Here is a 22090-nt window from a genome sequence, read left to right on the forward strand (position 1 = left end):
GAAGGCGGTGATCGCCGACTCGCTCTCGCCGATGGTGGACGCCTGCTTCTCCACCCCGGCCGAGGACATGACGTTCGCGATCGCGTGGCTCGGCGCGATCGGGTACACGTTGCAGCTGTACTTCGACTTCTCCGGGTACTCGGACATGGCCATCGGACTGGCCCGGATGTTGGGCTTCCGGCTGCCGGAGAACTTCGCACGCCCGTACTCGTCGGTGACGGTGACGGAGTTCTGGCGACGTTGGCACATGTCGCTGTCGCGGTGGTTCCGCGACTACGTGTACATCCCGCTCGGCGGCAACCGGGGTGGCGCGGCGAAGACATACCGAAACCTGTGGATCGTGTTCCTATTGACGGGTTTCTGGCACGGCGCGGCGTGGACGTACGTGGTGTGGGGCGCCTACCACGGCATTCTGCTGGTGGTGGAGCGTTTCACCGGCTGGAGCGCCTCACCCCGCACCGCGGGTGGGGTCATCGGTCGACGGGTGCTCACGCTGGTGCTCGTGATCTTCGGATGGGTGTTCTTCCGTGCGCCCGACCTCGGCTATGCGTTCACGATGTTGGGCAACATGCTGGTGCCCGACTTCACCGGTGTGACCGACGCGGTGGAGGTGGCGGCCACGAACCAGCGCCTGGTGTTGCTGTTGGCCGCGCTGGTGGTGTTCTTCCTGCCGGCCTACCCGGTCACGGGCCCGCTGTTGGAGTCGGCACGCACCACGCCGGCCATGATCCTGCGTGTCACGGTGATGACGATCGGCGCGCTCTACGCCGCGATCCTGGTGGCCACGGGAACGTTCAGCCCGTTTTTGTATTACCAGTTCTAGTCCCCCTGGCCCGGGCGGCGCGGGGCGGTAAGGGGCATGGGGCTCGATCCCGCACCGACCGGGGATCTACGGACACGTTCCGGCGTGCCGACGGTGGTTCAGTGAGGCGGCGAGACATCGAGTCAGTACAACTGCGCTGTGGGCGCCTCGTCGGCCACAGTCGGACAGTCGAGCACAGCAGCGGACAGGTCATACATCGGTGCCCACCTCGACCACCGGAAACCGGCCGACCTCATCGGCTCGGGCGATCATATCGCTGCCGAGGGAACGCAGTGCCCGTCCGACTTCGCGTAGACCATCGGCGGGAAGTTCACCAGCGTCTTGTGCGGCCATGAGCGCGAGCGCGACTTCGCCGATACCGACGTTCACCCGACGCAGGCGCGCGAGCAATTCGCGGTCCCGCGCGATCACCGCTCGCCGCCCTCGACGTCGGCCTCGGAACCACCCGGGGCTCCCTTCTCGAACCGGTCTTCGACCTCGTCATCACGCTCTACGAGTCCTTTCGGCCCGGACCGATAGCCGGGACTCGGTACACGGCACGACCCACTGATCCAACTCATGACGTACAGAATCGAGACACGACCGTCCTCTGTGGAGTGGTTACGCCATGCGTATGGGAAGACGCATAGTCGCGGCTACACCAACGCGCGGGCTTCGGCCAGCGCCTCGCGATATTCCACGGTCCATTCCGCGTTCTGCTGGTCATCGGGGAGTCCGGCAAGCCGCGACTGCGACAAACCCGCCTCCACCCGCAGGCGACGCAACCGCTGCCCGAACGTCTCCATCAGCCCACCTCATTCGCGGAGTCGCACCCACCAGGGTAGCCGTACGTGCACGGGTAAATACAGAAAGCAGTCTGCCCGGCCCTACCGGTTCCGACGCCGCCGATCGGGTGGGAGCCCGTCCGGCTACGCACCGGGTTGCGCCGACGCGACGTCACCTGTCGCGAATCCTGCTGATCGAAGACGACTACGGCATCATCATGCGGCGCGCGGAAATCGAGTGGCTGGACCGCGCACTGCAGGCCATCAACGACGGTGAACTCGACTGGACCCGCAGCAACCGATCACTCGGTCACACCGGTACGAACAGTAGGTCACACCCGACCGGTCACGAGGACACGTCGCAACACCCCCACGCCGGGAGACTGGATTACCTTCTGGGTATGGCGCGCATCGACCCAATGCCGGCCTACACCCTCCGTCAGCTCGCGGCGGTCGTGGGCGGCCACGGTGCCGAATCGTTGTTGAACATCTACTCCGCCGAACGACACGCTGCGTGGCAACAGAATGTGGACAACGCAAGTAAGTCCACTTTGGTCATGTCGCCGGGCGGTCACGGATTCCGCGCCACTCGCGACGCGGTGCTCGCGTTGTCCACCGAGTGTTCCGAGTTCTCCCACCTGGTGAACCCGCGCCAGTCGAGCGCCACGCACGCACACGCGTCGCCCCTGACATGGCCGGTGGATCCGGACATCACGGGCGCCCTGCCGGGCGACCCGCTGGAGGACCGCAAGGTGTCCGTGAGGACCGCCGCCGGTGTCGAGGAATCGTCGCTGAACACGGTGCGGGGCACCGGATTCGCGTTCCTCAGGTTCGAGCTCGAACCCTCCGCCGCGGACATCGTGGTGGCCAGTGCCGAACAGCTCGCCGAAGCACTGCCCACCGAGCAGGTCCGCGCCGTGGTGGTGGCCTCGCCCGGATCGACCATCCGGTCGGGCAGCGACCTCACCGTCGTCGAGGACTCGGACCGCACGATCGCCCAGGTCCTGGGTGCCCGCACCGGCGAGGTGTTCGTGGTGCGCCCGGACGGGTTGATCCTGTGCCGGGTCACCGACCTCGACCCGCGTCGCCGCCCCGAACCGAGGGACGGCGGCGCGGATTCGCCTGTCACCTCAACGTGTTCCGGACCCGCGCAGCGGCGTTCACGAGGTTCCGCAACGCCGGCTCCACCTCACCGTAGCCTCGGGTCTTCAAACCACAATCGGGATTGGCCCATAGTCGCCGCGCCGGAACCGCGTCCAGCGCGGCCCGCAGCAACGCCACGATCTCGTCCTCGTCCGGCACTCGAGGGGAATGGATGTCGTACACGCCTGGCCCGATGCCGCGCGCGAACCCCACGGTGTCGAGATCGGCAAGCACCTCCATTCGAGACCGGGCGGCCTCGATGCTGGTGACATCGGCGTCCAACGCCACGATCGCATCGATGACGTCGCCGAACTCCGAGTAGCACAGGTGCGTGTGCACCTGGGTGCTTTCCCGCACCCCCGAGGTGGCCAACCGGAACGCCTCGGGCGCCCAGTCCAGGTACTCCTTGTGCTGCCATGCGCGCAGCGGCAGTAGCTCCCGCAACGCCGGCTCGTCGACCTGGATGATCCGCAACCCGGCGGCCTCCAAGTCGCGCACCTCGTCTCGAAGGGCCAAAGCCACCTGCCTGGCTGTGTCGGCGAGCGGCTGGTCGTCACGGACGAACGACCACGCCAGAATGGTGACCGGGCCGGTCAACATGCCCTTCACCGGCCGGTCGGTGAGGCTCTGCGCGTAGGCGGACCATTCGACGCTGATGGGCTCGGGCCGCGACACGTCGCCGAACAGGATCGGTGGCCGCACACATCGAGACCCGTACGACTGCACCCAACCGTGCTCGGTGCTGACGAAACCGGCCAGATGCTCGGCGAAGTACTGCACCATGTCGTTGCGTTCGGGTTCGCCGTGCACGAGCACATCCAGCCCCAGTTCCTCCTGCAACCGGACGACACGTTCGATCTCACCACGCATCCTGCCGACGTACTCGGAGTGTTCGATCTCGCCGGCACGCAGTGCCGCACGGGTTTTGCGCACCTCCGTGGTCTGCGGGAACGAACCGATGGTCGTCGTCGGCAGCGCGGGAAGTCGCAGTTGCTCCTGTTGTTCGTGCTGCCGGACGGCGTAGTCGGCGCGACGCGCATCCTGCGGGCGCAGCTCGGCCAGCCGTCGCCGGACGCTCTCATCCCGCACCCGGTCGGCGCCGTTGCGGTCGGCGACGGCTCGGCGTGCGGCGACGAGTTCTCCTTCCAACTCGTCGCGTCCCTCGCGCAGCGCACGGCCGAGCACAACGACCTCGTCGACCTTCTGGCGAGCGAAGGACAACCACGTCCTCACCTGCGCATCCAGGTGAGTCTCGACGGCCACGTCGTACGGCACGTGCAGCAACGAACAGGACGTGCCAACGGCGACGTCGCCTGCCATACCGAGCAGCGTGGCGGCCGTGGTCAAAGCCCGGTCGAGATCGGTGCGCCACACATTGCGCCCGTCGACGAGACCGGCCACCAATGTCTTGTCCCGCAAGCCGGTCAACGCCGAAAGATCGTCCACTCGCGAGTCTCCAGCCACGAAGTCGACCCCGACGGCCTCGATGGGCGCCGAGGCCAGGATCCCCAACGCATCGCCGAGATCCCCGAAGTAGCCGGGCACGAAGAGCTTCGGCCGGTCGCCGATCGAACCCAACGCGTGGTAAGTGTCGCGCAACGCGTCGAGTTCGCGTCGCGTGCGGTCAGCGGCGAAGGCGGGTTCATCGAGCTGCACCCAGTCCACGCCCGCACGACGCAGTTCACGCAACAATTCGGCATAAGCCAGAACCAGTTTGTCCACGCTGTCCAAAGGAGAGAATCCCTCGGGAGCATCCGGATCCGGTTTGGACAGTAACAGCAGTGTCACCGGGCCGACCAGCACAGGCCGGGTACGCACACCCAGTTCCAAGGCCTCGTGGAACCGCTCCACCACGGCACGGTCGGCCACCGAGAACCGAGTGTCCGGGCCGATCTCGGGCACCAGATAGTGGTAGTTGGTGTCGAACCACTTCGTCATCTCCAGTGGCGGCACGGAATCGGTGCCACGCGCCATCGCGAAGTAGGTGTCGAGTGGGTTCAGGCCGAGGTCGGCGTAACGCTGCGGAACGGCACCGAACGTCACGGCCGTATCCAACACGTGATCGTAGAAGGAGAACGAATCGGGAACCGAGTCCAGTCCCGCCTCCCGCAGGGTGCGCCACGTGTCCGCGCGAAGGGAACGGGCGGTCTCCCTCAACTCCGCTTCGCTGCCACGCGACGCCCAATAGCGTTCCAGGGCGCGCTTGAGTTCCCGGTTCGGTCCGATCCTGGGATAGCCGAGTACGGTCGATCCGATCGTGGTGGCCAAGGCTCTCTCCTCGCGAGCTCGACGGCGTCACCGGAAGAACTGCCGAAGGAACCCGCAGGCGAACAGCACGACGATGACCGTGCCACGTCGTCCTCTCCCGTCCGCCGGAGTTCCCTCGAACATCCGGAAGGTCGCGCACACCGGCGGTGTACGCACCGATGGCAGGTCTTCGGACTCGCGGGCAGGTCCGGCGCGTACCGGATTCCTACTGGCCGTCGCTTCCCAGGCCGTAAAGCCCAGTGCGAGTGTCACCGGTCGATCTGACCGGTCACGGCGTTCGTTCCCGCTCACCGCTGCGGGGCAGTCCCGGATTCCCACCGGGTTCCCTCTTACGACGCCCCGCCTGGCGGACGGGGCGAACCACCAGCGCGACTCAGGATAGTGGCGCTACCGCGTAGAACAAGGGTGTCGCCCGGTCGGAGCAACACTTCAGGCCCCCGACTCCTCCGGTTCTCCTGCCTCGTCCGGTTCCTCCGACTCGTCCGGGACGAACGCCAGTTGGTCGGGGTGGAAACCGTCACGTCGAGGTGGTAGCAGCCACGCCTCGGGCCTGACGCTCTTCTGCCTCCCGAGCTCAGCCAGATCGAGCGGTGCCGAAAGGTCGGTTCCGTAGACGAAACCATCGGTCACCGGTTCGAACGACAGGTTCTGCGGCTCCATCCCGGTGCCCACCGCGACGAGGTAGACATCGTCCAGCGCCGTGGAGAACGCGGCCCACCCGCCGGCGAAGCGCCACACCCGCGCCCGCACCTCCGCGCCCTCGATGCTCCACCAGACGACGGGCCAATCGGAGTAGCGGCGAGACTGCTGTTCGGCGTGTTCCACGAGCGCGGGGATGAGCCCATCGGGCCTCGGCACCGAGCTGTCCGGCAGGGTCACGTTGACCACTCCGAACGCTCCGCTGAACGCCACTTCTGCCAACGGGTCCTTACCGTTCGGGCACATCACCGACTCGTACCGTTGCCTCGGCAAAGTGCCCACCCGCACGCCACCGTCGGCGTCCAGTTCCCGGTGGCCGAGCCACAACGCCCACGGCGGTGTGCCCGGTAGACCTTCGAAGAAGTCCACCCAACGAGGACCGTGGAACTTCTCGTCCAGGCCGTACACCTGGAAATCGACGACCTGCGGCTTTCCTGCTGCGGCGTTGGAGTCCACTCGTCGATGGTGCACCGTGTCCACCGTTTCGGCAGCTCGACGCCAGTGTCGTAAGCACCGTCACCAGCACTGTCGCCGCCCGGTGTCGCCCGCGTCGGTTACAACGACCAACGACGGAAACCGGCCTCGGCGTCCACGACGTTCCCGGTGATGGTCGAGGCATCCTCGCCGAGCAGTAACGACACCACCGCCGCCGCCTCCGCCGGTGTGTTCCAGTGCCAACCCGAGGGGAACGAACCACCCCTTCGGTACTGCTCCGCGAAAGCCCGCACGAGCAACGACGTGACACGCACATTGACCGACCACGTCGTGTCGAGTTCCTCCGCGGTCCACTCGTCGAGTGCGGAGCCGGAGGAATGGGCGTGGTCGACGATCAGAGTGTCGAGCGACCGCGAAACCGATTCCCCCGACTCTGCTGACTCCCGGCACAAGCGCGGTACGCGCGGTCGACCGCTGTCGTCGACAGTGGTCAGCGGGGCAACCGAATATCGGCGCCGGTCACGCCGGCTGCTTCTCCCCCTCGGTCGAGCCGCTGCCGGCGGAGGCTTGCGCGGCACTGCGGCGGTCCTGCTCCTCAAGCTGCGCCGGAGTCGGATCGACCCCCAAACGTTCGATGGCCTGCTGCAATACCGACTGACTGGCGGTGAGTCCGTCGAACACCGCGGCCCGGAACTCGTAGGCCTCCTTGCGCAGTGTCCTGGCTTCGGCGAACCTGCTCTCGGCCTCGGCGATCATGGCGTCGGTCTTCTTCTTGGTGACCCGCTGCAGCTCCGCGGTCTCGTTCTCCGTCCTCTCGCGTTGCGCGGCGAGCTCCTTCTCGACGGCCTCGCGCTGATTCTCACGCCGCTGCCGCGCTTCCTCGTCGAGGCGGTCCCGTTCCTTCGCGGCGTCGGCCGCGAGTTTCTCGGCCTCGGCCTGAGCCTTGGCCCTGGTCTTCTCGGCGTAGGCATCGGCGGCGTCGCGCATGTCGGCCGCCTCCCTCTCGGCCTTCGCCTTCAGCTCGGCGATCTCCTCCTCGGCGAGCTGCATCATGGTTTTGACCCGCTCGGTCATGGCGGCGGGCCCTGCCGGATCCTCCACCATGCGCGCCAGCGCGGTCTTGGTGTCGGCGAGTTCCTTCTGCGCGTAACTCAGTGCCTTCGTCAGCTCGGCGACCGACGCCGTGGCCTCATCGCGGTGCCGCGTAGCACTGGCCAGCTCTGCGGTGAGCTTTTTGACGTGCTCGTCCACTTGCACCTGCTCGTAGCCGCGAAAGGCAGTCGCGAACTGCGGATTCGTCACCTGTGTAGGGGATGCCTGCGCTTCAGCCATTCGGCCACCATAATGAGTCCGGGTCGCCGATCCCATCTCTCGCTTGCCCCTTTCCGGCGAAGTATCGGACAGCAGCGCTGAAAGGTTCCGCGAGAAATCCGTGTGCCGACATCGGCTAGGAGGTCGCAGTGGAGGCAGTTCTCGCCGACCTCGCCGCGAACTGGCCCCTCTACACCGCAATTCCCGTGGTGGCCGCCCTCATCGGTTACGTCACCAAACGGGTCGCCATCGAGATGATGTTCCGGCCGATGGAGTTCATTGGCATCAAGGGAACCTTCCTCGGCTGGCAGGGCGTGGTGCCCCGGCACGGTGGCAGGATGGCCGCCACCGCGACGGACCTGCTCACCCGCAACGTGCTGGACGTCTCCGACGTCTTCGCCAGGATCGACCCGGACCGGCTCCTGCGCGAGATCGAGCAACCGCTGCTGAAGGCCGTCGACGACATCGCCAGAGAGGTGTTGTCCGAACATCATCCGAGGCTGTGGCAGCGGCTCCCACCGATGGCGCAGGACCTGGTGGTGAAGCACATCCAAGCTGCCTCACCACGCCTGTTCCATCAGGTGATGGAGGAGTTGCGGAACAACATCGACGACATCCTCGACATCAAACACCTGAGTATGCAGCGCCTCACTCACAACAAGGCGCTACTCGTGAAGTTGATCAGAGAGACCTCCCGTCCCGAAATGGCGTTCATCGCTCGTTCGGGTATTTATTTCGGGTTCACTCTCGGCATTGTTCAGTCGATCGTGTGGGCGTTGACGAAAAATCCGCTCGTCATGCCGATCTTCGGTGCCGCCATCGGATTGTTCACCGACTGGCTCGCCATCAAGTTGATCTTTGTTCCGCGGGATCCGATCCGATTGCCGGGCGGATTCGTGTTGCAGGGCCTGTTCCAACGCAGGCGCGCCGAAGTCGCCCACCAGTACGGCGACATGATCGCCGGCGAGTTGTTGACGGTGCGGAACCTGATGCAGGGCATCTTCGACGGCCCCAGGTCCGACCACCTGGTGGCGATGGTGCGAAAGCTCGTCGCCGAGGCCATCGACGAACAGTCACAGGCCGCGGGCCCGTTCGTCCCCGCCGCCCTCGGGCGACAACGCCTCGACGAGATCAAGGACGCGGCGGCCACCAAGGTCATCGAACGCCTGCCCGACATCCTCCGCCACGCGGAGGACTACCTCGCCAGGGCGATGGACGTGACCAACATCGTGGAGCAACGCATGATGCGCATGACGTCCCTCGAATACGAGGGCTTGCTGCGCCCCGCGTTCCGGCAGGACGAATGGAAACTCATCGCCGTCGGCGGGGCCATCGGTTTCATCGTGGGCGAACTACAGGTCCTGCTGATGCTGCATTGATCGCGGTTGATCGCGGCCGATCACGCCGCGCTGACCGGCTCGCGCCGTGCCTCGCTGTCGGCGCTGTCGCCGGCATTGACTCCGGCCGCTCTGTTGCGCGCCCACTCCACGACCCGGCACACGAGGTAGATCGTGAACGAGATAGCGGTGACGAAGAAGCTGACGGGCGCTCCCGGAGCGAGCGACAACACGATGCCTCCGAGTGCGGCCAACTCGGCGAAGATCACGGCCAGGACGGTCGCGCGAAGCGGACTCGCGGTCACGCGGGCGGCGGCAGCGGCGGGCGTCACCATCAACGCCACCACCAGCAGCGCGCCCACGATCTGCACCCCGAGTGCGGTGGCGATCCCAATGAGCACCGCGAACAGCGGCGCCAACAACCTCCCCGGAACGCCGCGCGCCGACGCGACGGCGGGGTCCACGCTGAAGAACAACAACGGTCGGTAGATGATCGCCGACACCACGAGCACGATGCCCGCCGCGATCAACAACGTGGTGAGGTCGGTGGGCTCGATGGCCACGATCTGGCCCACCAGGATGCCGAATTTGTTGGACGCTCGACCCGGGTAGTACCACAGCAACAGCACTCCGAGACCGAGTCCGAAGGCGAGGATCACGCCGATCACCGAGTCGCGGTCCGACTCACGTCCCCCGAGCAGCCCGAGCAGCAGCGCGGCGATCACCGCACCCGCCAGCGCCCCGTAGCTCACCCCGATGCCCAGCAACAGCGCGGCGGCGGCGCCGGTGAACGCCAGCTCGGCCGTGCCGTGCACGGCGAACGACATTCGGCGCATGACGATGAGCGGCCCCAGGATGCCCGCCACGAGCCCGAGCACGGCCGCAGCGAGCAGGGCCGTCTGCACGAAGTCGAAACCGAGCAGCTCCAGTGTCAGGTCGAAGTCGAACAATTGCTCCATGCGAAAGCCTTCGAGTCGGGTGAATGTGCGCGGGGGACGGATTCGAACGACGGGCTTTTAGGAGTGGTGCATTTCGTCCTCGCAGAGCGCGCTCTGCGTGCCCGCGACGTGGATCTGCCCGCCGATCCTGACGACCTCGACCCGCGAGCGGTACAACTCGGACAGTGTCTGCGAGGTCATCACCTCGTCGGGTGTACCGACACGGAACTGACCGTCGACGAGATAGAGCACCCGATCGACGTAGGGCAGGATCGGATTGATCTCGTGGGTGACGAACAGGACCGCCGTGTCAGCCGTACGTCTGCGCTCGTCGATGAGGTCGGCCACCACGCGCTGATGGGTGAGGTCGAGAGAGGCCAACGGTTCGTCGCACAACAACACGTCGGGCTCACCAATGAGTGCCTGTGCCACCCGGAGCCGCTGTTGTTCACCACCGGAGAGCTTGCCCACCGGTGAGTCCGCGTACCGCTGGGCGCCGACGGCTTCGATGGCCGCGTCGATGCGAGCGCGCCGCTGGCGCAGACCCCGCAGCCCGAATCCCCACCTGTGTCCGTCGAGGCCGAGCCCGACGAGATCCCTTCCCCTCAGCGTCAGGCCGTCGTCCACGGCCCGCTGCTGCGGCACGTAACCGACGCGTTCACTGCCTCGACCGGGTGGGCGTCCCGCCACGGTGACCGTGCCCGCGCTCAACGGCTGCTGTCCCAACAGCACCCGCAACAGACTGGTCTTGCCCGAACCGTTCGGGCCGAGTACCGCCAGGAACTCGCCGGGCGCGACGGCGAGATCAAGCCCCGACCACAGCGTCCGTTCACCGAACCGCAGCGCCGCTGCCTTGATCTCGACGGCGGCACCGCCTGCTGTCGTCATGTCCACTCGGTCAATCCCGCTCACTTGTCCAAGGCCTTCGCGAGCGCGTCGATCTGGCCGCCCATCCAGGAAATGTAGTCGCTCTGCCCCTCAGGCAACGTCTCGGTGACGTCGACGACCGGTGTACCCGCCTTTTGGGCCGCACCGACGACGTTCTCCGTGGCGGGAGTGGCCGTCTGTACGTTGCGCACCACCACATCGGCCTCGTCCGACACGAGCTCCAGCATCCGCTGTTGGGCGGTGGCGGGCACATCGGTCTCGTTCTCGACGGCCGCGGTGAACTCGTGCGGTGTGATGTCCTCCAGCCCAGCGGAGACGAACAGGTAGTGGGCGATCGGCTCGGTCGCGACGACCGCGGCACCCGCGTGTTCCTGGGCGATCCGCTCGACGCCCTGCCCGAGTTCGTCGATGCGCTCGGCGAAGTCGGCGGCGTTCCTTTCGAACGTGTCGCTTCGCTCCGGCAGCAGGTCGCTGAGCTCGGCCGCCACACTGTCGGCGACGGCACTCATCACCCGCAGGTCGTACCACACGTGTTCGTTGCCGTGCGCGTGGGAATCACCGCCGTGCTCACCACTGTGTTCACCGTGTTCGCCGTGGTCGCGGTGCTCACCGTGGTCGCCGTGGTCGCCGTGGTCGGCTTGGTCGACGGCCACGACGGCGGGCGCATCGGAGCTCTCGGCGAGCTGGACGAAGAAGTCGTCGTACCCGCCGCCGTTGTAGACGAGCAGTCGAGCGGCGTTCACGGTCGCAGCATCGGCCGCCGCGGCCTGATAGGAGTGAGGGTCGGTGGAGTCCTCGATGATGGAGGACACCTCGACGTGGTCGCCCCCGACGGCCTCGACGACATCGGCCCACACATTGGTGGACGTGGCGACCGGCACCCGATCGTCCGTGCCGTCGAAGCCGTCTTCACTGCCTTCACCACCGCAGGCGACCGCGCCCACGACCAGTGCGGCCGACAGTGAAATACCAGCGAACAGACGACGACGGCGGACGGCTTGCATCGAAGACCCCATCCCGGCCTATTGGAAATGATTTTCGATATCACTATACAACACCGACCCCCGGTTCGCCCACCGGTCGAGTGAATTACCCTGCTACTCAAAGCAACCATGTGACGCACGTTGTCCACTGCTTCTGCTGTGGCTTCTGAACCGTTACGGTTTGTTCATGAACCGGCCGATGCGAACCAGGCGGCAAGCAACACTCGCTTCACTGGCCGCCGAACTGGGCGTGTCCAGGACCACTGTGTCCAATGCGTACAACCGGCCGGACCAACTGTCGCCGGAGCTGCGCCGACGCGTCCTGGAGACAGCCCGCCGACTCGGGTATCCCGGCCCCGACCCCGTGGCCAGGTCGTTGCGCACCCGCAAGGCCGGGGCCGTGGGCCTGCTGCTCACCGAGAACCTGTCCTACGCCTTCCGTGACCCCGCCGCTGTGGGTGTGCTCGAAGGTCTCGCGCTCGCGTGCGAGAACGCCGGCGTCGGCCTGCATCTCGTGCCGGCCAGCCCCGGCCGGGAGGAGGTCGCCGCCGTACACCGCGCGGGCGTCGACGGGTTCGTCGTGTACTCGGTACCCGACGACGACCCTCACCTCGAGGCCGTCCTGTCCCGCCCGGTACCCACCGTCGTCATCGACCAGCCTCAACTCGAAAACGTCGACCGCGTCGCCCCCGACGACGAGGACGCCATCGTGCGAGTGGCCAATCACGTCGTGGGCCTCGGACACCGCCAGATCGGCGTGTTGTGCATGCGGCTGGCACGCGACCGCAACGACGGTTTCGTGTCCCTGGAACGCCAACAGCGTGCGCGCTACCACGTCCAGCGCGCACGCCTGGCCGCGCTCGCGAAGACGTTCGAAGCCGCGGGAGTCGACTGGAACACCGTCCCCGTGGTCGAGCGCTTCGACCACACCGTCGACGACGGCGCCACAGCGGCGAGGCAGCTGCTCGACGCCCACCCCCGCGTCACCGCACTGATCTGTACCTCGGACATCCTCGCTCTCGGCGCACTCGCCGAGGCCGGCCGACGAGGGTTGCGGGTCCCCGCCGACCTGACGATCACCGGCTTCGACGGCATCGCCGAATCCTCCCGAGCAGGACTCACAACCGTGCACCAACCCGTGCTGGAGAAGGGCAAAGTCGCGGGCAAGCTCCTACTGGAAGCCAACGACCGGATCGAACCAAAAATGATCACCCTGCCCACCGAACTGCGGATCGGCACCACATCGGCGCCACCACGCACTGCTGAAGAACAATGGTTCGGCCCCTGACCGGAAGGTCAGCGACCGGCAGGACTATGCACTGACCCGGGCAGGAGTAAGACCCCATGACCGCGATCGACCTGCTACTCGAACGCAACAGAGAACTCGGCAACGTCGTACGGGGTGACCGTTCCTCACCGCGGCCTTCACTTCGCGTGGCCATCCTGACCTGCATGGACGCGCGGATCCGGGTGTTCGAGATCTTCGGGTTGCTGCAGGGTGAGTCACACGTGCTGCGCAACGCGGGCGGCATCGTCACCGACGACGCGATCCGTTCGCTCGCCTTGAGTCAGCGCAAGCTCGGCACGCGGGAGATCCTGATCGTGCAGCACACCGACTGCGGGTTGAACACGGTGACCGAGGACAGCTTCAAAGACGAACTGGAGGAGGCCAGCGGCATGCGCCCGCCGTGGGCCGTCGAGGCGTTCCGCGACGTCGACGCCAACGTCCGACAGTCGATCCAACGGGTCAAGCGCAATCCGTACCTGCTGCACACCGACCTCGTGCGCGGATTCGTCTACGAAGTGCACACCGGGGTGCTCCGCGAAGTCGTCTGATCCGCTCGTCCCCGATCGGGTTAGTCTTCCGGGGATGCCCATCGACCCCCAGACACTGCTCGACTGGTTCGACGCCAACGCGCGGGACCTGCCGTGGCGCCGCCCCGACTGCACCCCGTGGGGTGTGCTCGTCAGCGAGATCATGCTGCAACAGACACCCGTGGCCAGAGTGTTGCCGGTGTGGCAGCAGTGGATGGAGCGCTGGCCGAAACCGGCGGACCTCGCCGCGGCCCCGCAGGGCGAGGTACTGCGAGCGTGGGGCAAACTCGGCTACCCGCGCCGCGCACTGCGGCTGCACGCGGCCGCGAACACCATCGCCGACGAACACGCGGGCGAGGTTCCCGCCGACATCGACACGCTGCTGAGGCTTCCCGGCATCGGCGCGTACACGGCACGAGCGGTCGTCGCCTTCGCCTACGGCAAGCGCGCGCCGGTGGTGGACACCAACGTTCGTAGGGTGATCGCCAGGGCCGTCCACGGAGCCGGTGACGCCGGTCCCCCAGCGACGAAACGGGACCTCGACGACGCCGAGGCATTGCTGCCCGACGGCCTCGACGAAACCCGTGCCGCCCGGTTCTCGGCGGCATTGATGGAACTCGGCGCGCTCGTCTGCACCGCCCGCAAACCACAGTGCGAGGACTGCCCGCTGCTCGCCGACTGCGCGTGGCAAAAGGCAGGCCGACCTGCGTATACGGGACCGGCCAAGCCGACTCAACGCTACAGCGGCACCGACCGCCACGTGCGCGGCCTGCTGCTCGACGTGCTCCGCGGAACCACCGGCCCGGTGGAGAAGGCACAGCTCGACCTCGCATGGCCGAAGGCCGGTCAACGCGACGCGTGCCTGGCCTCGTTGCTCACCGACGGACTCGTGGAACAAACGGCTGACGGTCGCTTCGCACTACCTGGCGAGCATTGACAAACAACTCGGAGTAGTTGGCAAGATCCTCACCACGCCGTTGCGAGGGAGAGATCACCATGCCCGGGAAACGCTCCATCGACCGCCGCACGTTACTACTCCGCTCAGGCCTCGCCGCCACAGCCGTGGGCGCCGCCCTGGCAGTGCCCGCACAGGCCGCCGCCACCGGCAGACGCCAGGTGGAGATCCCACACATCTACGACACGGGCAACTGGCAAGCCCGGCCACCGAGCGGGCCCATCACCATGCTCGACCACCCGCCCACATACATCGTCGTACACCACACCGTGGAGCCGGGTAACACCGACGACTACTCGCTCGAACGCGCGTTCGCGATCTCCCGCAGCATCCAGAACTTCCACATGGACTCGAACGGGTGGATCGACACGGGCCAACAGTTCACGATCAGCCGAGGCGGCTACATCACCGAAGGCAGACACCGCAGCCTCGAAGCACTGACGGGAGGCGTCCAGCACGTCATGGGCGCCAACGTCGCCAACCACAACAGCGAGGTCATCGGCATCGAGAACGAGGGCCTCTACATGGAAGTCGACGTTCCACAGGCACTGTGGGACTCGCTTGTCTCGCTCGTGGCCTACATGGCGTCGCAGTACAACATCAGCCCCGAGCTGATTCGCGGGCACCGCGACTTCAACTCCACCGCCTGCCCCGGCGACGTGTTGTACGCGCGACTGCCGGAACTGCGGCAGGACGTCGCCGACCGGCTCGGCGTGTCCTTCCGTGAGCCCGCGCCGACACCGCTGCTGCGGCCCGGCGACACGGGCGAGAAGGTGCTCACGGCACAGCAGCGACTGCGGGCACACGGTTACGACGTGCCCACCGACGGCGTGTTCGGCGACACCACGCGGGACGCGGTGGCGGCGTTCGCCGCCGACAACGGAGCCGCCCAGCCCACTTGCCAGGCCTGCTCCCACGCCGAAGAACGCGGCTACCTCGGCCGCGACATATGGGAACTGTTGGCCCCGCGCTGAGGGCGTTCCGGCACCGGGGGACCGCATTTAGCCCGCTAAACGCGGTCCCCGAGGCGTCAGCCGCACCCCACCGACAACGTTTAGCGGGCTAAATGTCGTCCTAGGCCACGTGGTCAGCCGTGGCGCCGACGGCACTCTCTTCCGGCCGACGCTCGGATACGGTTCGGTCGACCACCGAACAGTGGCGAAATCTCAGCCGACCCGCCCCGCGCACGACTGTCGGCACCGGCGGCACTGGCGACACTGTCAGCGCGTGACGAGGGCCGGTCCCTCGGCATGAGCAGCCGAAAAATCGCGAACAGATTCCCGCCCGGCCACCCGTCGCCCGGCCCAGCCGACACGGCCGACACGGGCGACTCAGCGCCACGCCCGTTCACCTTGCGTTCTCACTCAGATCACTCCGGGTAGTGACACCAGCATGTGATGTTGCTACCATCACACCCTGAGTTAATCCTATTAACACCGTAACTGTCTTTTTCGAGGCGCGGCGGAACACCGACGGACCCGGTCGTCGGCTCGTCCATCTGGGGAGGAAACAATGGACCCCTTGACACTCGCCGGACAGGCTGTCTCCTACCTGTGCGGATATCTGACCCAGGTGGCTTCCGGCCTGGTACAGCGAACACAGGATTCCGCCGCCGAGGCGCTGTACAACCTCGTCGCGACTCGACTGCGCCGCACACCCGTCGGTCAACAGATTCTCGGTGCACTGGAGGCCGATCCCGGAAACGACCAGGCCGCTCACGACGCGAAACAAGTACTGGCCACGGAAGCCCAGCACGACCAGGCCTTCGCAGCGGCACTCGGCCGAGCCGTACAAAGCGTGTGGCACACGCCGGGCGGTGTTTCAGGGTCCACCGTCGAGCAGGTCAACGTCACCGCGTCCGGCGCGACCATGAAGAACTCGGCCGTCACAGGCACCGGCAACATCGACCAATCACGGCGTCAGACGAAGATCTCGTTCGGCGGCGTGAGCATCATCGCCGCGATCGTGCTGTTGGGTGGCACCGGTTCGGTCATCGCCGTGAGCACCGGAGGCGTTGACGCCAACTCGATCGGCGACGCACCCGGCGAGGAAGGTGTCAGGGAGACGGCCAAAGCCGTCATCGATGCGTTCTCCTCGGGCGATTCGGAGCTGTTCTGCGACCTCCTGCTGAGCGAAAAGGTGATAGAGATCGAAGCCTACACAGGGCGTTCGTGTTCGGAAAACTTCGATGTCCTCATGGAACGAATTCCACCCGAGTGGGAACAGCAATTCGAACGACTTGAGGTCCTGTCAGTGGATATGGATTCGCGGATCCGCGCCGTCGCCGAGATCGGCATCCCGCTTCCCGAGAACTCTTTCGAGATTCGCATGGAGAACGAGATGGGTCGGTGGCGTGTGGACTTCGGAGAGGACAACAATCTGCCCCAGTTCGGTGTCCCGTGATCCTGAGCCAGCCGTCGGGTTCACGACATCGCGGGCGGTTCGTACTCGATGCCGAGCAGTTCGCAGATTCCCCGACACATGCGTTCGTGCATGGGACTCATGTCGGTGAACGTGGCGCTCATGAGGCCGGAGACGTCGAAGGACATCGAGGCGTACATGCGCGACCAGCATTCGATGAACACGAGGATCGCGCCGAGCGGCATCGGCTCCAGGCCGACGAGAACGCGGTAGTTGTCCAGCTGCTTTTGCAGCGCGGGCTCCAGGTCATCGTCCGCGGGCACGTCGAACGGCCGTTGCCGCCACAGCTGAAGGTACGACTTGCCGAAGGTCCCACCGACCTCGACCGTCCAGGTTTTGGCGATCTCGCGGTACACGTGCCCGACCGGGGGCGGCGGGACGCCGAAGACGAATCCGTACTCCGCGCGGTTCCTCGCGGCCCAGGCGGTGAAAGCGCGGATCATGGCGGTGATCTGCCGGGCCGGGTACTCGGGGTGCCGCGCCGCGGCGGCTCCGAGTTCACCGACGAGCTCGTCGATCACGTCCTTGGCCAATGTGTAGACGAGATCGTCGCGGCTTTTGTAGTAGCGGTAGATGGCGGGAGAGGTGATGCCGATCTCCCGAGCGATGGCCGCAAGTGTCACCGCATCGATGCCGCCCGACACCAGAAGCCGTCGGGCCGTTCGACGCAGGTCGCGGTCCAGTGCCACACGTAGTCGTTCTCGCCGATTCGCCACCGCACCTCCGTCCTCCACAGCATACGCGAACCCGGTGACACCCGCGCGACGGTTTGCTATGATCCATTCAACAAGTTAATGGCATTAACTGAAGAAAGAGAGCTCTTTAGACGTCACCGTGGAAGCGCGGTGAGCAACCGTCGAGGCCGGGAACAGCGCGGCGGCGAGGTCCCGGCGAAGCGGCCGGAGACGGACTCTCCGGTGGAGCGTGGTCGGGCCTTTGTGGGGGAATGGCCCGACCACGTGTGAAGACGCACGACCGCCCGCGATCCCGCGCACATGCTCACAACTACACCGCGCCGTTCGACGGGAGTCCGGACAGAAAAGCTTCCACTGCCCCTCGGAAGGTCTCGGGCTCATCGTCGTGCACGACATGCCTCGCGCCCGGCACCACCAGGTGCCGGGCGTTCGGTGCGCGTTCGGCCAGTTCGGCTTGTTGTCCCGACGGCATGGCCGTGTGTTCGCCCTCGATCACCAGCATCGGGCACCGCACTCGCTCTACATAGGACCAGTACTCGCGCTGCCCCCATTCGGAGGCGATCGCGTACAGGTCCTCCAGACCGGCCATGAGGTGGTAGCCGTCGTCGCGTTCCTCCACGCATTCGACGAAGTAGTCGCCGACGTCGCCGAAGAACTCCCGCACCTGCGCCAACGACCGGAACGGCACCGGCCATGACTCGAAATAGCCGCGCCAGGCGTCCACCGTCCTGCCACGTTGGTCGGGGGCCATGTCCTCCACCACGACGGCCCTCACCAGATCCGGTCTCCTCGCCGCCGCCACCCATGCGTGCAGGCCGCCCATGGAATGTCCGATGACCACGGCGGGTCCTTCGGCGAGGTCGCTGATCAGCTCGGCGACGTCGTCGGCGAACTCCTCGGTCCGCCACGAGCCCCGGCGGCGGGATCGTCCGTGGCCACGCGCGTCGAGTCCGACGACGTGACCGTAGGGAGTCAGCCACCGCGACACCCGCCACCACGTGGTCGCTCGTCCCATGAGCCCGTGCAACAGCACGATGGGTCGTCCCTGCCCGCCGAAGTCGACAACGCTGGAGGCCAGCGAAGATCGAACGGGCATTAGGCTCCCTCCATGCTCAGCCGTCGTAGTCGCGTGGTGACTCTGTGCGGAATCGTCTGCATCGTAGCCGCCTGCACCGCCCCGCAGGATCAACAAGATCAAGCAGAGGAGCGGATCGCCCCCACCCACGGGGCCGCCGGTATCGGCGACGAGTACTACCCCGAAGCGGGCAACAGCGGCTACGACGTCGAGAACTACGCGGTGACCGTGCGATACGACCCGCGCAGCGGGCATTTCACCGGAGACACGACCGTCACCGCGCGGGCCGAACAGGACCTTTCGCGGTTCAACCTCGACCTGCGCGGGTTCACGGTGTCGTCGGTGGAGGTCGACGGCGAACCCGCCGAGTTCAAACGTGTGGGCGACACGGAACTGGTGATCACGCCGTCCGAGCCTGTGCGCGAAGGCGATGTGCTGGAAACACGGGTCCGCTACGAGGGCGAGCCCGTCCCCGCCGACAGGGGACAGCTCGGCGGTAACGGCTGGTACCACACGTCCTCGGGTGGGGCTTTCGTGTTGGGTGAACCCGAGTCGGCGTCGTACTGGTTCCCCGTCAACGAACATCCGCGGGACAAGGCCAGCTTCACCCTCACCGCTTCCGTGCCCGAGGGGTGGACCGCCGTGTCCATCGGCACGAGTGGCGAACCGACCACGAAGGACGGTTGGACCACGACCACGTGGACCGAGTCCGATCCGATCGCCAGCTATCTCACCGTGTTCGCGGTGGACAAGTTCACCATGGAAACGGGGCAGCTTCCCGACGGCACACCAGTGCGCAACGCCTTCGCCCCCGGCGCCGACGAGGCCCGTGACAAGGCGGAACGCACCGAGGAGGTGATCGCCTTCCTGGAAAGCCGATTCGGTGACTACCCCGCGAGCACCGTGGGCGGCATCTATCTCGACACCGACCCCGGTTTCGCCCTCGAAACGCAAGGGACCCCGACCTATCCCACCGAGCCCACCGTCGACCTGCTCGTACACGAGCTGGCCCACCAGTGGTACGGAAACTCGGTGTCGATCCGATCCTGGGCGGACATCTGTCTCAACGAGTGTTTCGCCGGCTACGCCGCCTGGCTGTGGTCCGAGGAGAAGGAGGGAACTGACCTCGACGCCGACTATTGCAACCAGATCGAGCTGTGGCGCGACCACGCCGATTTCTGGGCCCGGCCTCTGTACGACATGGGGGCGGGCAACGAGTTCGACGCCGTCTACGACAAGGGACCGCTCGCCGTGCACGCGTTGCGCCTGCGGATCGGCGACGAGGCGTTCGACCGACTGCTTCGCGAGTGGCCCGCCGAACACGCGAACGGCAACGCGAGCTGGGAACAGTTCGAGGAGTTCACCGAACGCATCGCCGGTGAGGAGTTGGGCGGGTTCTTCGACGCCTGGTTCCGCGGCACCGAGCTGCCCGCCGAGGAGTACCTGCATCCGGACTCACACGGCCGTTGAACAGCGCACCCCCGCTCGTGCCAGCTACCGTAACCGGTATGGCAGTAGTGAAGATCAACGCGATTTCCGTGCCCGAGGGCGCGGGTCCGGAGTTGGAGCGACGTTTCGCCGACAGGTTGCACGCCGTGGACGACCAGCCCGGTTTCCTCGGGTTCGAGTTGCTACGGCCCGTGGCCGGGGACGACCGCTACTTCGTCTACACGAAGTGGGAGTCCGAGGAGCACTACCAGGCGTGGGCGCAGGGCTCGGCCAAGGAGGCACACGCCGGGCAGCGCGGCAAGCCCGTGGCCAGCGGCGCGAACCTGCTGGAGTTCGAGGTCGTGCAGAGTTCCAAGCCGAAGTCGTAGATGCGTGAGGAGTACCTGCGCGCGGCCGAGTCGATCTCCTCGGCCGATGCGCTTTTGGTGTGTGCGGGCGCGGGAATGGGCGTCGACTCGGGCCTGCCCGACTTCCGCGGTGATGAAGGCTTCTGGCGTGCCTACCCGCCGTATGCCAGGTTGGGGCTGCGGTTCGTGGAACTCGCCGATCCCGAGCATTTCGCCGAGGACCCCGAACTGGCGTGGGGTTTCTACGGGCACCGGCTGAACCTCTACCGCGATACGGAACCGCACGAGGGGTTCGCGATCCTGCGGAAATGGGGCGCGGCCAAACCCGGCGGGGTCCACGTGTTCACGTCCAATGTCGACGGCCAGTTCCAACGCGCCGGGTTCGACGACGTGGCGGAGGTGCACGGCTCCATCCATCATCTTCAGTGCCTGGCTCACTGCGGTATGGGGATCTGGTCGGCCGAGGACGTCACGGTGGAGGTGGACCCCGAGACCATGCGGGCACGACCTCCGCTGCCGTCGTGTCCGCATTGTGGAAGTCTCGCCCGGCCCAACATCCTCATGTTCGGTGATTGGGACTGGCTCGGTGATCGTTCCCAGGCCCAGCTCGACGCGTTCACCGAGTGGCGGCGAGCCAATCCGTCGCTGGCCGTCGTGGAGATCGGGGCCGGGCTGGCCGTACCTACGGTGCGTAGGCAGGCGGAGTTGGCGAGCGCGGCCAACGGTGCGCTGGTGCGCATCAACCCGAGAGAACCGCAAGTACGGCACGGCCGTGGGGTGTCCTTGCCCGTGGGGGCGTTGGAGGCACTCACCACGCTCGACTCTCTGTTGTCCGACGCCTAGGCCCTACCGGGCACCCCGGTAGTCGCCCCTGCACCGCCGAACAGCTCTATCCGCACGAGGCAAGCTTGCCAAAGACACGACGACGCCCCCGCACGTCGTGTGCGGGGGCGTCGCCTCGTCACTCTTTACTATTTACTCCTGCTCCGGTTCGCCGGAGGACTCCTCACTGCCCGCGGCGGCGATGCTCACCGGCGGGGCGTCGGGGACGTCCAGCGGCTTGGGCTCACCGCGGAAGGTGAACCTGGCCTGGTCGTCGCGCTCGTCGCCAATCTCCCAGCCCTCGACGTCCACGATGATGATCTGGCCGGGCTGGACCTCGCCGAACAGGATCTTCTCGGACAGCTGGTCCTCGATCTCCCGCTGGATGGTCCTGCGCAGCGGCCGAGCGCCGAGCACCGGGTCGAAGCCCCGCTTGGCCAGCAGAGCCTTGGCCTTGTCGGTCAACTCCAGAGCCATGTCCTTGGCCTTGAGCTGCTCCTCGACCCGCGACGTCATCAGGTCCACCATCTGGATGATCTGGTCCTGCGTGAGCTGGTGGAAGACGATGATGTCGTCGATCCGGTTGAGGAACTCGGGCCGGAAGTGCTTCTTCATCTCCTCGTGGACCTTTTGCTTCATCTTCTCGTAGCGGCCCATGTCGTCCGACGAGGAGGCGAAGCCGAGGCTCACGGACTTGGAGATGTCCTGCGTGCCCAGGTTCGAGGTGAAGATCAGCACCGTGTTCTTGAAGTCCACCGTGCGGCCCTGGCCGTCGGTCAATCGGCCGTCCTCCAGCACCTGCAGCAAGGTGTTGTAAATCTCCTGGTGGGCCTTCTCGATCTCATCGAACAGCACCACGGAGAACGGCTTACGCCGCACCTTCTCGGTTAGCTGGCCGCCCTCTTCGTAGCCGACGTAACCC

At 66.3% G+C, this 22090-nt stretch carries 24 protein-coding genes and 1 riboswitch; of the genes, 10 read left to right on the top strand and 14 right to left on the bottom strand.

Annotation, left to right across the window (positions count from 1 at the left end):
• On the top strand, positions 1-823 hold an 823-nt coding region (locus M7H19_RS11440), incomplete at its 5' end, for an MBOAT family O-acyltransferase (RefSeq protein ID WP_298180660.1).
• A gap of 189 nt (positions 824-1012) precedes the next feature.
• Here M7H19_RS11440 and M7H19_RS11445 read toward each other — a convergent pair.
• The 8 genes from M7H19_RS11445 to M7H19_RS11480 form a co-directional block, all read right to left on the bottom strand.
• Positions 1013-1234: a hypothetical protein gene (locus M7H19_RS11445; RefSeq protein ID WP_298180662.1), complete on the bottom strand. Its 222-nt coding sequence runs from the start codon at positions 1232-1234 to the stop codon at positions 1013-1015.
• Positions 1231-1383 (bottom strand): hypothetical protein, encoded by a 153-nt coding sequence (locus M7H19_RS11450; RefSeq protein WP_298180664.1) that lies wholly within the window; start codon positions 1381-1383, stop codon positions 1231-1233. The genes M7H19_RS11445 and M7H19_RS11450 overlap by 4 nt, the downstream gene beginning before the upstream one ends.
• Positions 1384-1458: 75 nt before the next feature.
• Complete coding sequence (locus M7H19_RS11455) at positions 1459-1608, bottom strand: hypothetical protein (RefSeq protein WP_298180666.1); 150 nt, start codon at positions 1606-1608, stop codon at positions 1459-1461.
• A 550-nt stretch (positions 1609-2158) separates the two neighbouring features.
• Entirely contained in the window at positions 2159-2656 is a 498-nt protein-coding gene (locus tag M7H19_RS11460) for a hypothetical protein (RefSeq protein WP_298180668.1), read from the bottom strand.
• A gap of 56 nt (positions 2657-2712) precedes the next feature.
• Positions 2713-4998, bottom strand: coding sequence for a 5-methyltetrahydropteroyltriglutamate--homocysteine S-methyltransferase (metE, locus tag M7H19_RS11465; protein WP_298180670.1), 2286 nt, complete (start codon positions 4996-4998; stop codon positions 2713-2715).
• A gap of 142 nt (positions 4999-5140) precedes the next feature.
• Positions 5141-5378, bottom strand: a riboswitch (cobalamin riboswitch).
• A gap of 49 nt (positions 5379-5427) precedes the next feature.
• A complete protein-coding gene (locus tag M7H19_RS11470; RefSeq protein WP_298180672.1) occupies positions 5428-6153 on the bottom strand; it encodes a hypothetical protein in 726 nt (241 codons plus the stop codon).
• Positions 6154-6251: 98 nt separating this feature from the next.
• Positions 6252-6584, bottom strand: coding sequence for a hypothetical protein (locus tag M7H19_RS11475; RefSeq protein WP_298180674.1), 333 nt, complete (start codon positions 6582-6584; stop codon positions 6252-6254).
• A 67-nt stretch (positions 6585-6651) separates the two neighbouring features.
• Positions 6652-7464 (bottom strand): DivIVA domain-containing protein, encoded by an 813-nt coding sequence (locus M7H19_RS11480; RefSeq protein WP_298180676.1) that lies wholly within the window; start codon positions 7462-7464, stop codon positions 6652-6654.
• Positions 7465-7592: 128 nt separating this feature from the next.
• On the opposite strand from M7H19_RS11480, the gene M7H19_RS11485 reads away from it, so the two are divergent.
• Complete coding sequence (locus M7H19_RS11485; protein WP_298180678.1) at positions 7593-8822, top strand: DUF445 family protein; 1230 nt, start codon at positions 7593-7595, stop codon at positions 8820-8822.
• Positions 8823-8842: 20 nt separating this feature from the next.
• Here the strand turns inward: M7H19_RS11485 and M7H19_RS11490 are convergent, their stop codons facing one another.
• Genes M7H19_RS11490 through M7H19_RS11500 form a run of 3 tightly spaced genes read right to left on the bottom strand, consistent with a single transcriptional unit; the run spans position 8843 to position 11610 of the window.
• A complete protein-coding gene (locus tag M7H19_RS11490) occupies positions 8843-9739 on the bottom strand; it encodes a metal ABC transporter permease (protein ID WP_298180680.1) in 897 nt (298 codons plus the stop codon).
• Between the two features lie 57 nt (positions 9740-9796).
• On the bottom strand, positions 9797-10606 hold the full coding sequence (locus M7H19_RS11495; protein ID WP_298180682.1) for an ABC transporter ATP-binding protein: 810 nt from the start codon (positions 10604-10606) through the stop codon (positions 9797-9799).
• A 20-nt stretch (positions 10607-10626) separates the two neighbouring features.
• Positions 10627-11610, bottom strand: coding sequence for a zinc ABC transporter substrate-binding protein (locus M7H19_RS11500; RefSeq protein ID WP_298180684.1), 984 nt, complete (start codon positions 11608-11610; stop codon positions 10627-10629).
• Positions 11611-11776: 166 nt separating this feature from the next.
• Between M7H19_RS11500 and M7H19_RS11505 the strand changes: the two genes are divergently transcribed.
• The 5 genes from M7H19_RS11505 to M7H19_RS11525 all read left to right on the top strand — a co-directional run bounded on the left by M7H19_RS11505 (position 11777) and on the right by M7H19_RS11525 (position 16762).
• Entirely contained in the window at positions 11777-12877 is a 1101-nt protein-coding gene (locus M7H19_RS11505) for a LacI family DNA-binding transcriptional regulator (RefSeq protein ID WP_298180686.1), read from the top strand.
• Positions 12878-12933: 56 nt separating this feature from the next.
• Positions 12934-13425 carry a carbonic anhydrase gene (locus tag M7H19_RS11510; protein ID WP_298180688.1) on the top strand — a complete coding sequence of 164 codons (492 nt, stop codon included), beginning with the start codon at positions 12934-12936 and terminating at the stop codon, positions 13423-13425.
• A 34-nt stretch (positions 13426-13459) separates the two neighbouring features.
• Complete coding sequence (locus M7H19_RS11515; RefSeq protein ID WP_298180690.1) at positions 13460-14341, top strand: A/G-specific adenine glycosylase; 882 nt, start codon at positions 13460-13462, stop codon at positions 14339-14341.
• Positions 14342-14400: 59 nt separating this feature from the next.
• Positions 14401-15333, top strand: coding sequence for an N-acetylmuramoyl-L-alanine amidase (locus tag M7H19_RS11520; protein WP_298180692.1), 933 nt, complete (start codon positions 14401-14403; stop codon positions 15331-15333).
• 538 nt (positions 15334-15871) lie between these two features.
• On the top strand, positions 15872-16762 hold the full coding sequence (locus M7H19_RS11525; RefSeq protein ID WP_298180693.1) for a hypothetical protein: 891 nt from the start codon (positions 15872-15874) through the stop codon (positions 16760-16762).
• 20 nt (positions 16763-16782) lie between these two features.
• Here the strand turns inward: M7H19_RS11525 and M7H19_RS11530 are convergent, their stop codons facing one another.
• Together M7H19_RS11530 and M7H19_RS11535 are read right to left on the bottom strand one after the other, a co-directional pair.
• On the bottom strand, positions 16783-17496 hold the full coding sequence (locus M7H19_RS11530) for a TetR/AcrR family transcriptional regulator (protein ID WP_298180694.1): 714 nt from the start codon (positions 17494-17496) through the stop codon (positions 16783-16785).
• Between the two features lie 289 nt (positions 17497-17785).
• Complete coding sequence (locus tag M7H19_RS11535; protein ID WP_298180695.1) at positions 17786-18571, bottom strand: alpha/beta hydrolase; 786 nt, start codon at positions 18569-18571, stop codon at positions 17786-17788.
• Between the two features lie 12 nt (positions 18572-18583).
• Here M7H19_RS11535 and M7H19_RS11540 point away from each other — a divergent pair, with 12 nt between their 5' ends.
• Genes M7H19_RS11540 through M7H19_RS11550 form a run of 3 tightly spaced genes read left to right on the top strand, consistent with a single transcriptional unit; the run spans position 18584 to position 21189 of the window.
• On the top strand, positions 18584-20020 hold the full coding sequence (locus M7H19_RS11540; protein WP_298180697.1) for a M1 family metallopeptidase: 1437 nt from the start codon (positions 18584-18586) through the stop codon (positions 20018-20020).
• Positions 20021-20058: 38 nt separating this feature from the next.
• The gene (locus M7H19_RS11545) at positions 20059-20367 is read left to right on the top strand and encodes an antibiotic biosynthesis monooxygenase (protein WP_298180699.1); all 309 of its coding nucleotides are present in this window, start codon (positions 20059-20061) and stop codon (positions 20365-20367) included.
• Positions 20368-21189, top strand: coding sequence for a Sir2 family NAD-dependent protein deacetylase (locus tag M7H19_RS11550; protein ID WP_298180702.1), 822 nt, complete (start codon positions 20368-20370; stop codon positions 21187-21189). It abuts the gene before it with no gap.
• 132 nt (positions 21190-21321) lie between these two features.
• Here the strand turns inward: M7H19_RS11550 and M7H19_RS11555 are convergent.
• Positions 21322-22090: AAA family ATPase (locus M7H19_RS11555; protein ID WP_298180704.1), on the bottom strand; the 769-nt coding region annotated here is incomplete at its 5' end.

Source organism: Saccharomonospora sp. (assembly GCF_027317685.1).
In the GTDB taxonomy this organism is placed as follows: Bacteria; Actinomycetota; Actinomycetes; order Mycobacteriales; family Pseudonocardiaceae; genus Saccharomonospora.

Coding starts and splice junctions, on each gene's coding strand:
- M7H19_RS11450 (WP_298180664.1), bottom strand. CDS start 1,383: ATGAGTTGGATCAGTGGGTCGTGCCGTGTACCGAGTCCCGGCTATCGG.
- M7H19_RS11455 (WP_298180666.1), bottom strand. CDS start 1,608: ATGGAGACGTTCGGGCAGCGGTTGCGTCGCCTGCGGGTGGAGGCGGGT.
- M7H19_RS11480 (WP_298180676.1), bottom strand. CDS start 7,464: ATGGCTGAAGCGCAGGCATCCCCTACACAGGTGACGAATCCGCAGTTC.
- M7H19_RS11490 (WP_298180680.1), bottom strand. CDS start 9,739: ATGGAGCAATTGTTCGACTTCGACCTGACACTGGAGCTGCTCGGTTTC.
- M7H19_RS11495 (WP_298180682.1), bottom strand. CDS start 10,606: ATGACGACAGCAGGCGGTGCCGCCGTCGAGATCAAGGCAGCGGCGCTG.
- M7H19_RS11500 (WP_298180684.1), bottom strand. CDS start 11,610: ATGCAAGCCGTCCGCCGTCGTCGTCTGTTCGCTGGTATTTCACTGTCG.
- M7H19_RS11505 (WP_298180686.1), top strand. CDS start 11,777: ATGAACCGGCCGATGCGAACCAGGCGGCAAGCAACACTCGCTTCACTG.
- M7H19_RS11510 (WP_298180688.1), top strand. CDS start 12,934: ATGACCGCGATCGACCTGCTACTCGAACGCAACAGAGAACTCGGCAAC.
- M7H19_RS11515 (WP_298180690.1), top strand. CDS start 13,460: ATGCCCATCGACCCCCAGACACTGCTCGACTGGTTCGACGCCAACGCG.
- M7H19_RS11520 (WP_298180692.1), top strand. CDS start 14,401: ATGCCCGGGAAACGCTCCATCGACCGCCGCACGTTACTACTCCGCTCA.
- M7H19_RS11525 (WP_298180693.1), top strand. CDS start 15,872: ATGGACCCCTTGACACTCGCCGGACAGGCTGTCTCCTACCTGTGCGGA.
- M7H19_RS11535 (WP_298180695.1), bottom strand. CDS start 18,571: ATGCCCGTTCGATCTTCGCTGGCCTCCAGCGTTGTCGACTTCGGCGGG.
- M7H19_RS11540 (WP_298180697.1), top strand. CDS start 18,584: ATGCTCAGCCGTCGTAGTCGCGTGGTGACTCTGTGCGGAATCGTCTGC.
- M7H19_RS11545 (WP_298180699.1), top strand. CDS start 20,059: ATGGCAGTAGTGAAGATCAACGCGATTTCCGTGCCCGAGGGCGCGGGT.
- M7H19_RS11550 (WP_298180702.1), top strand. CDS start 20,368: ATGCGTGAGGAGTACCTGCGCGCGGCCGAGTCGATCTCCTCGGCCGAT.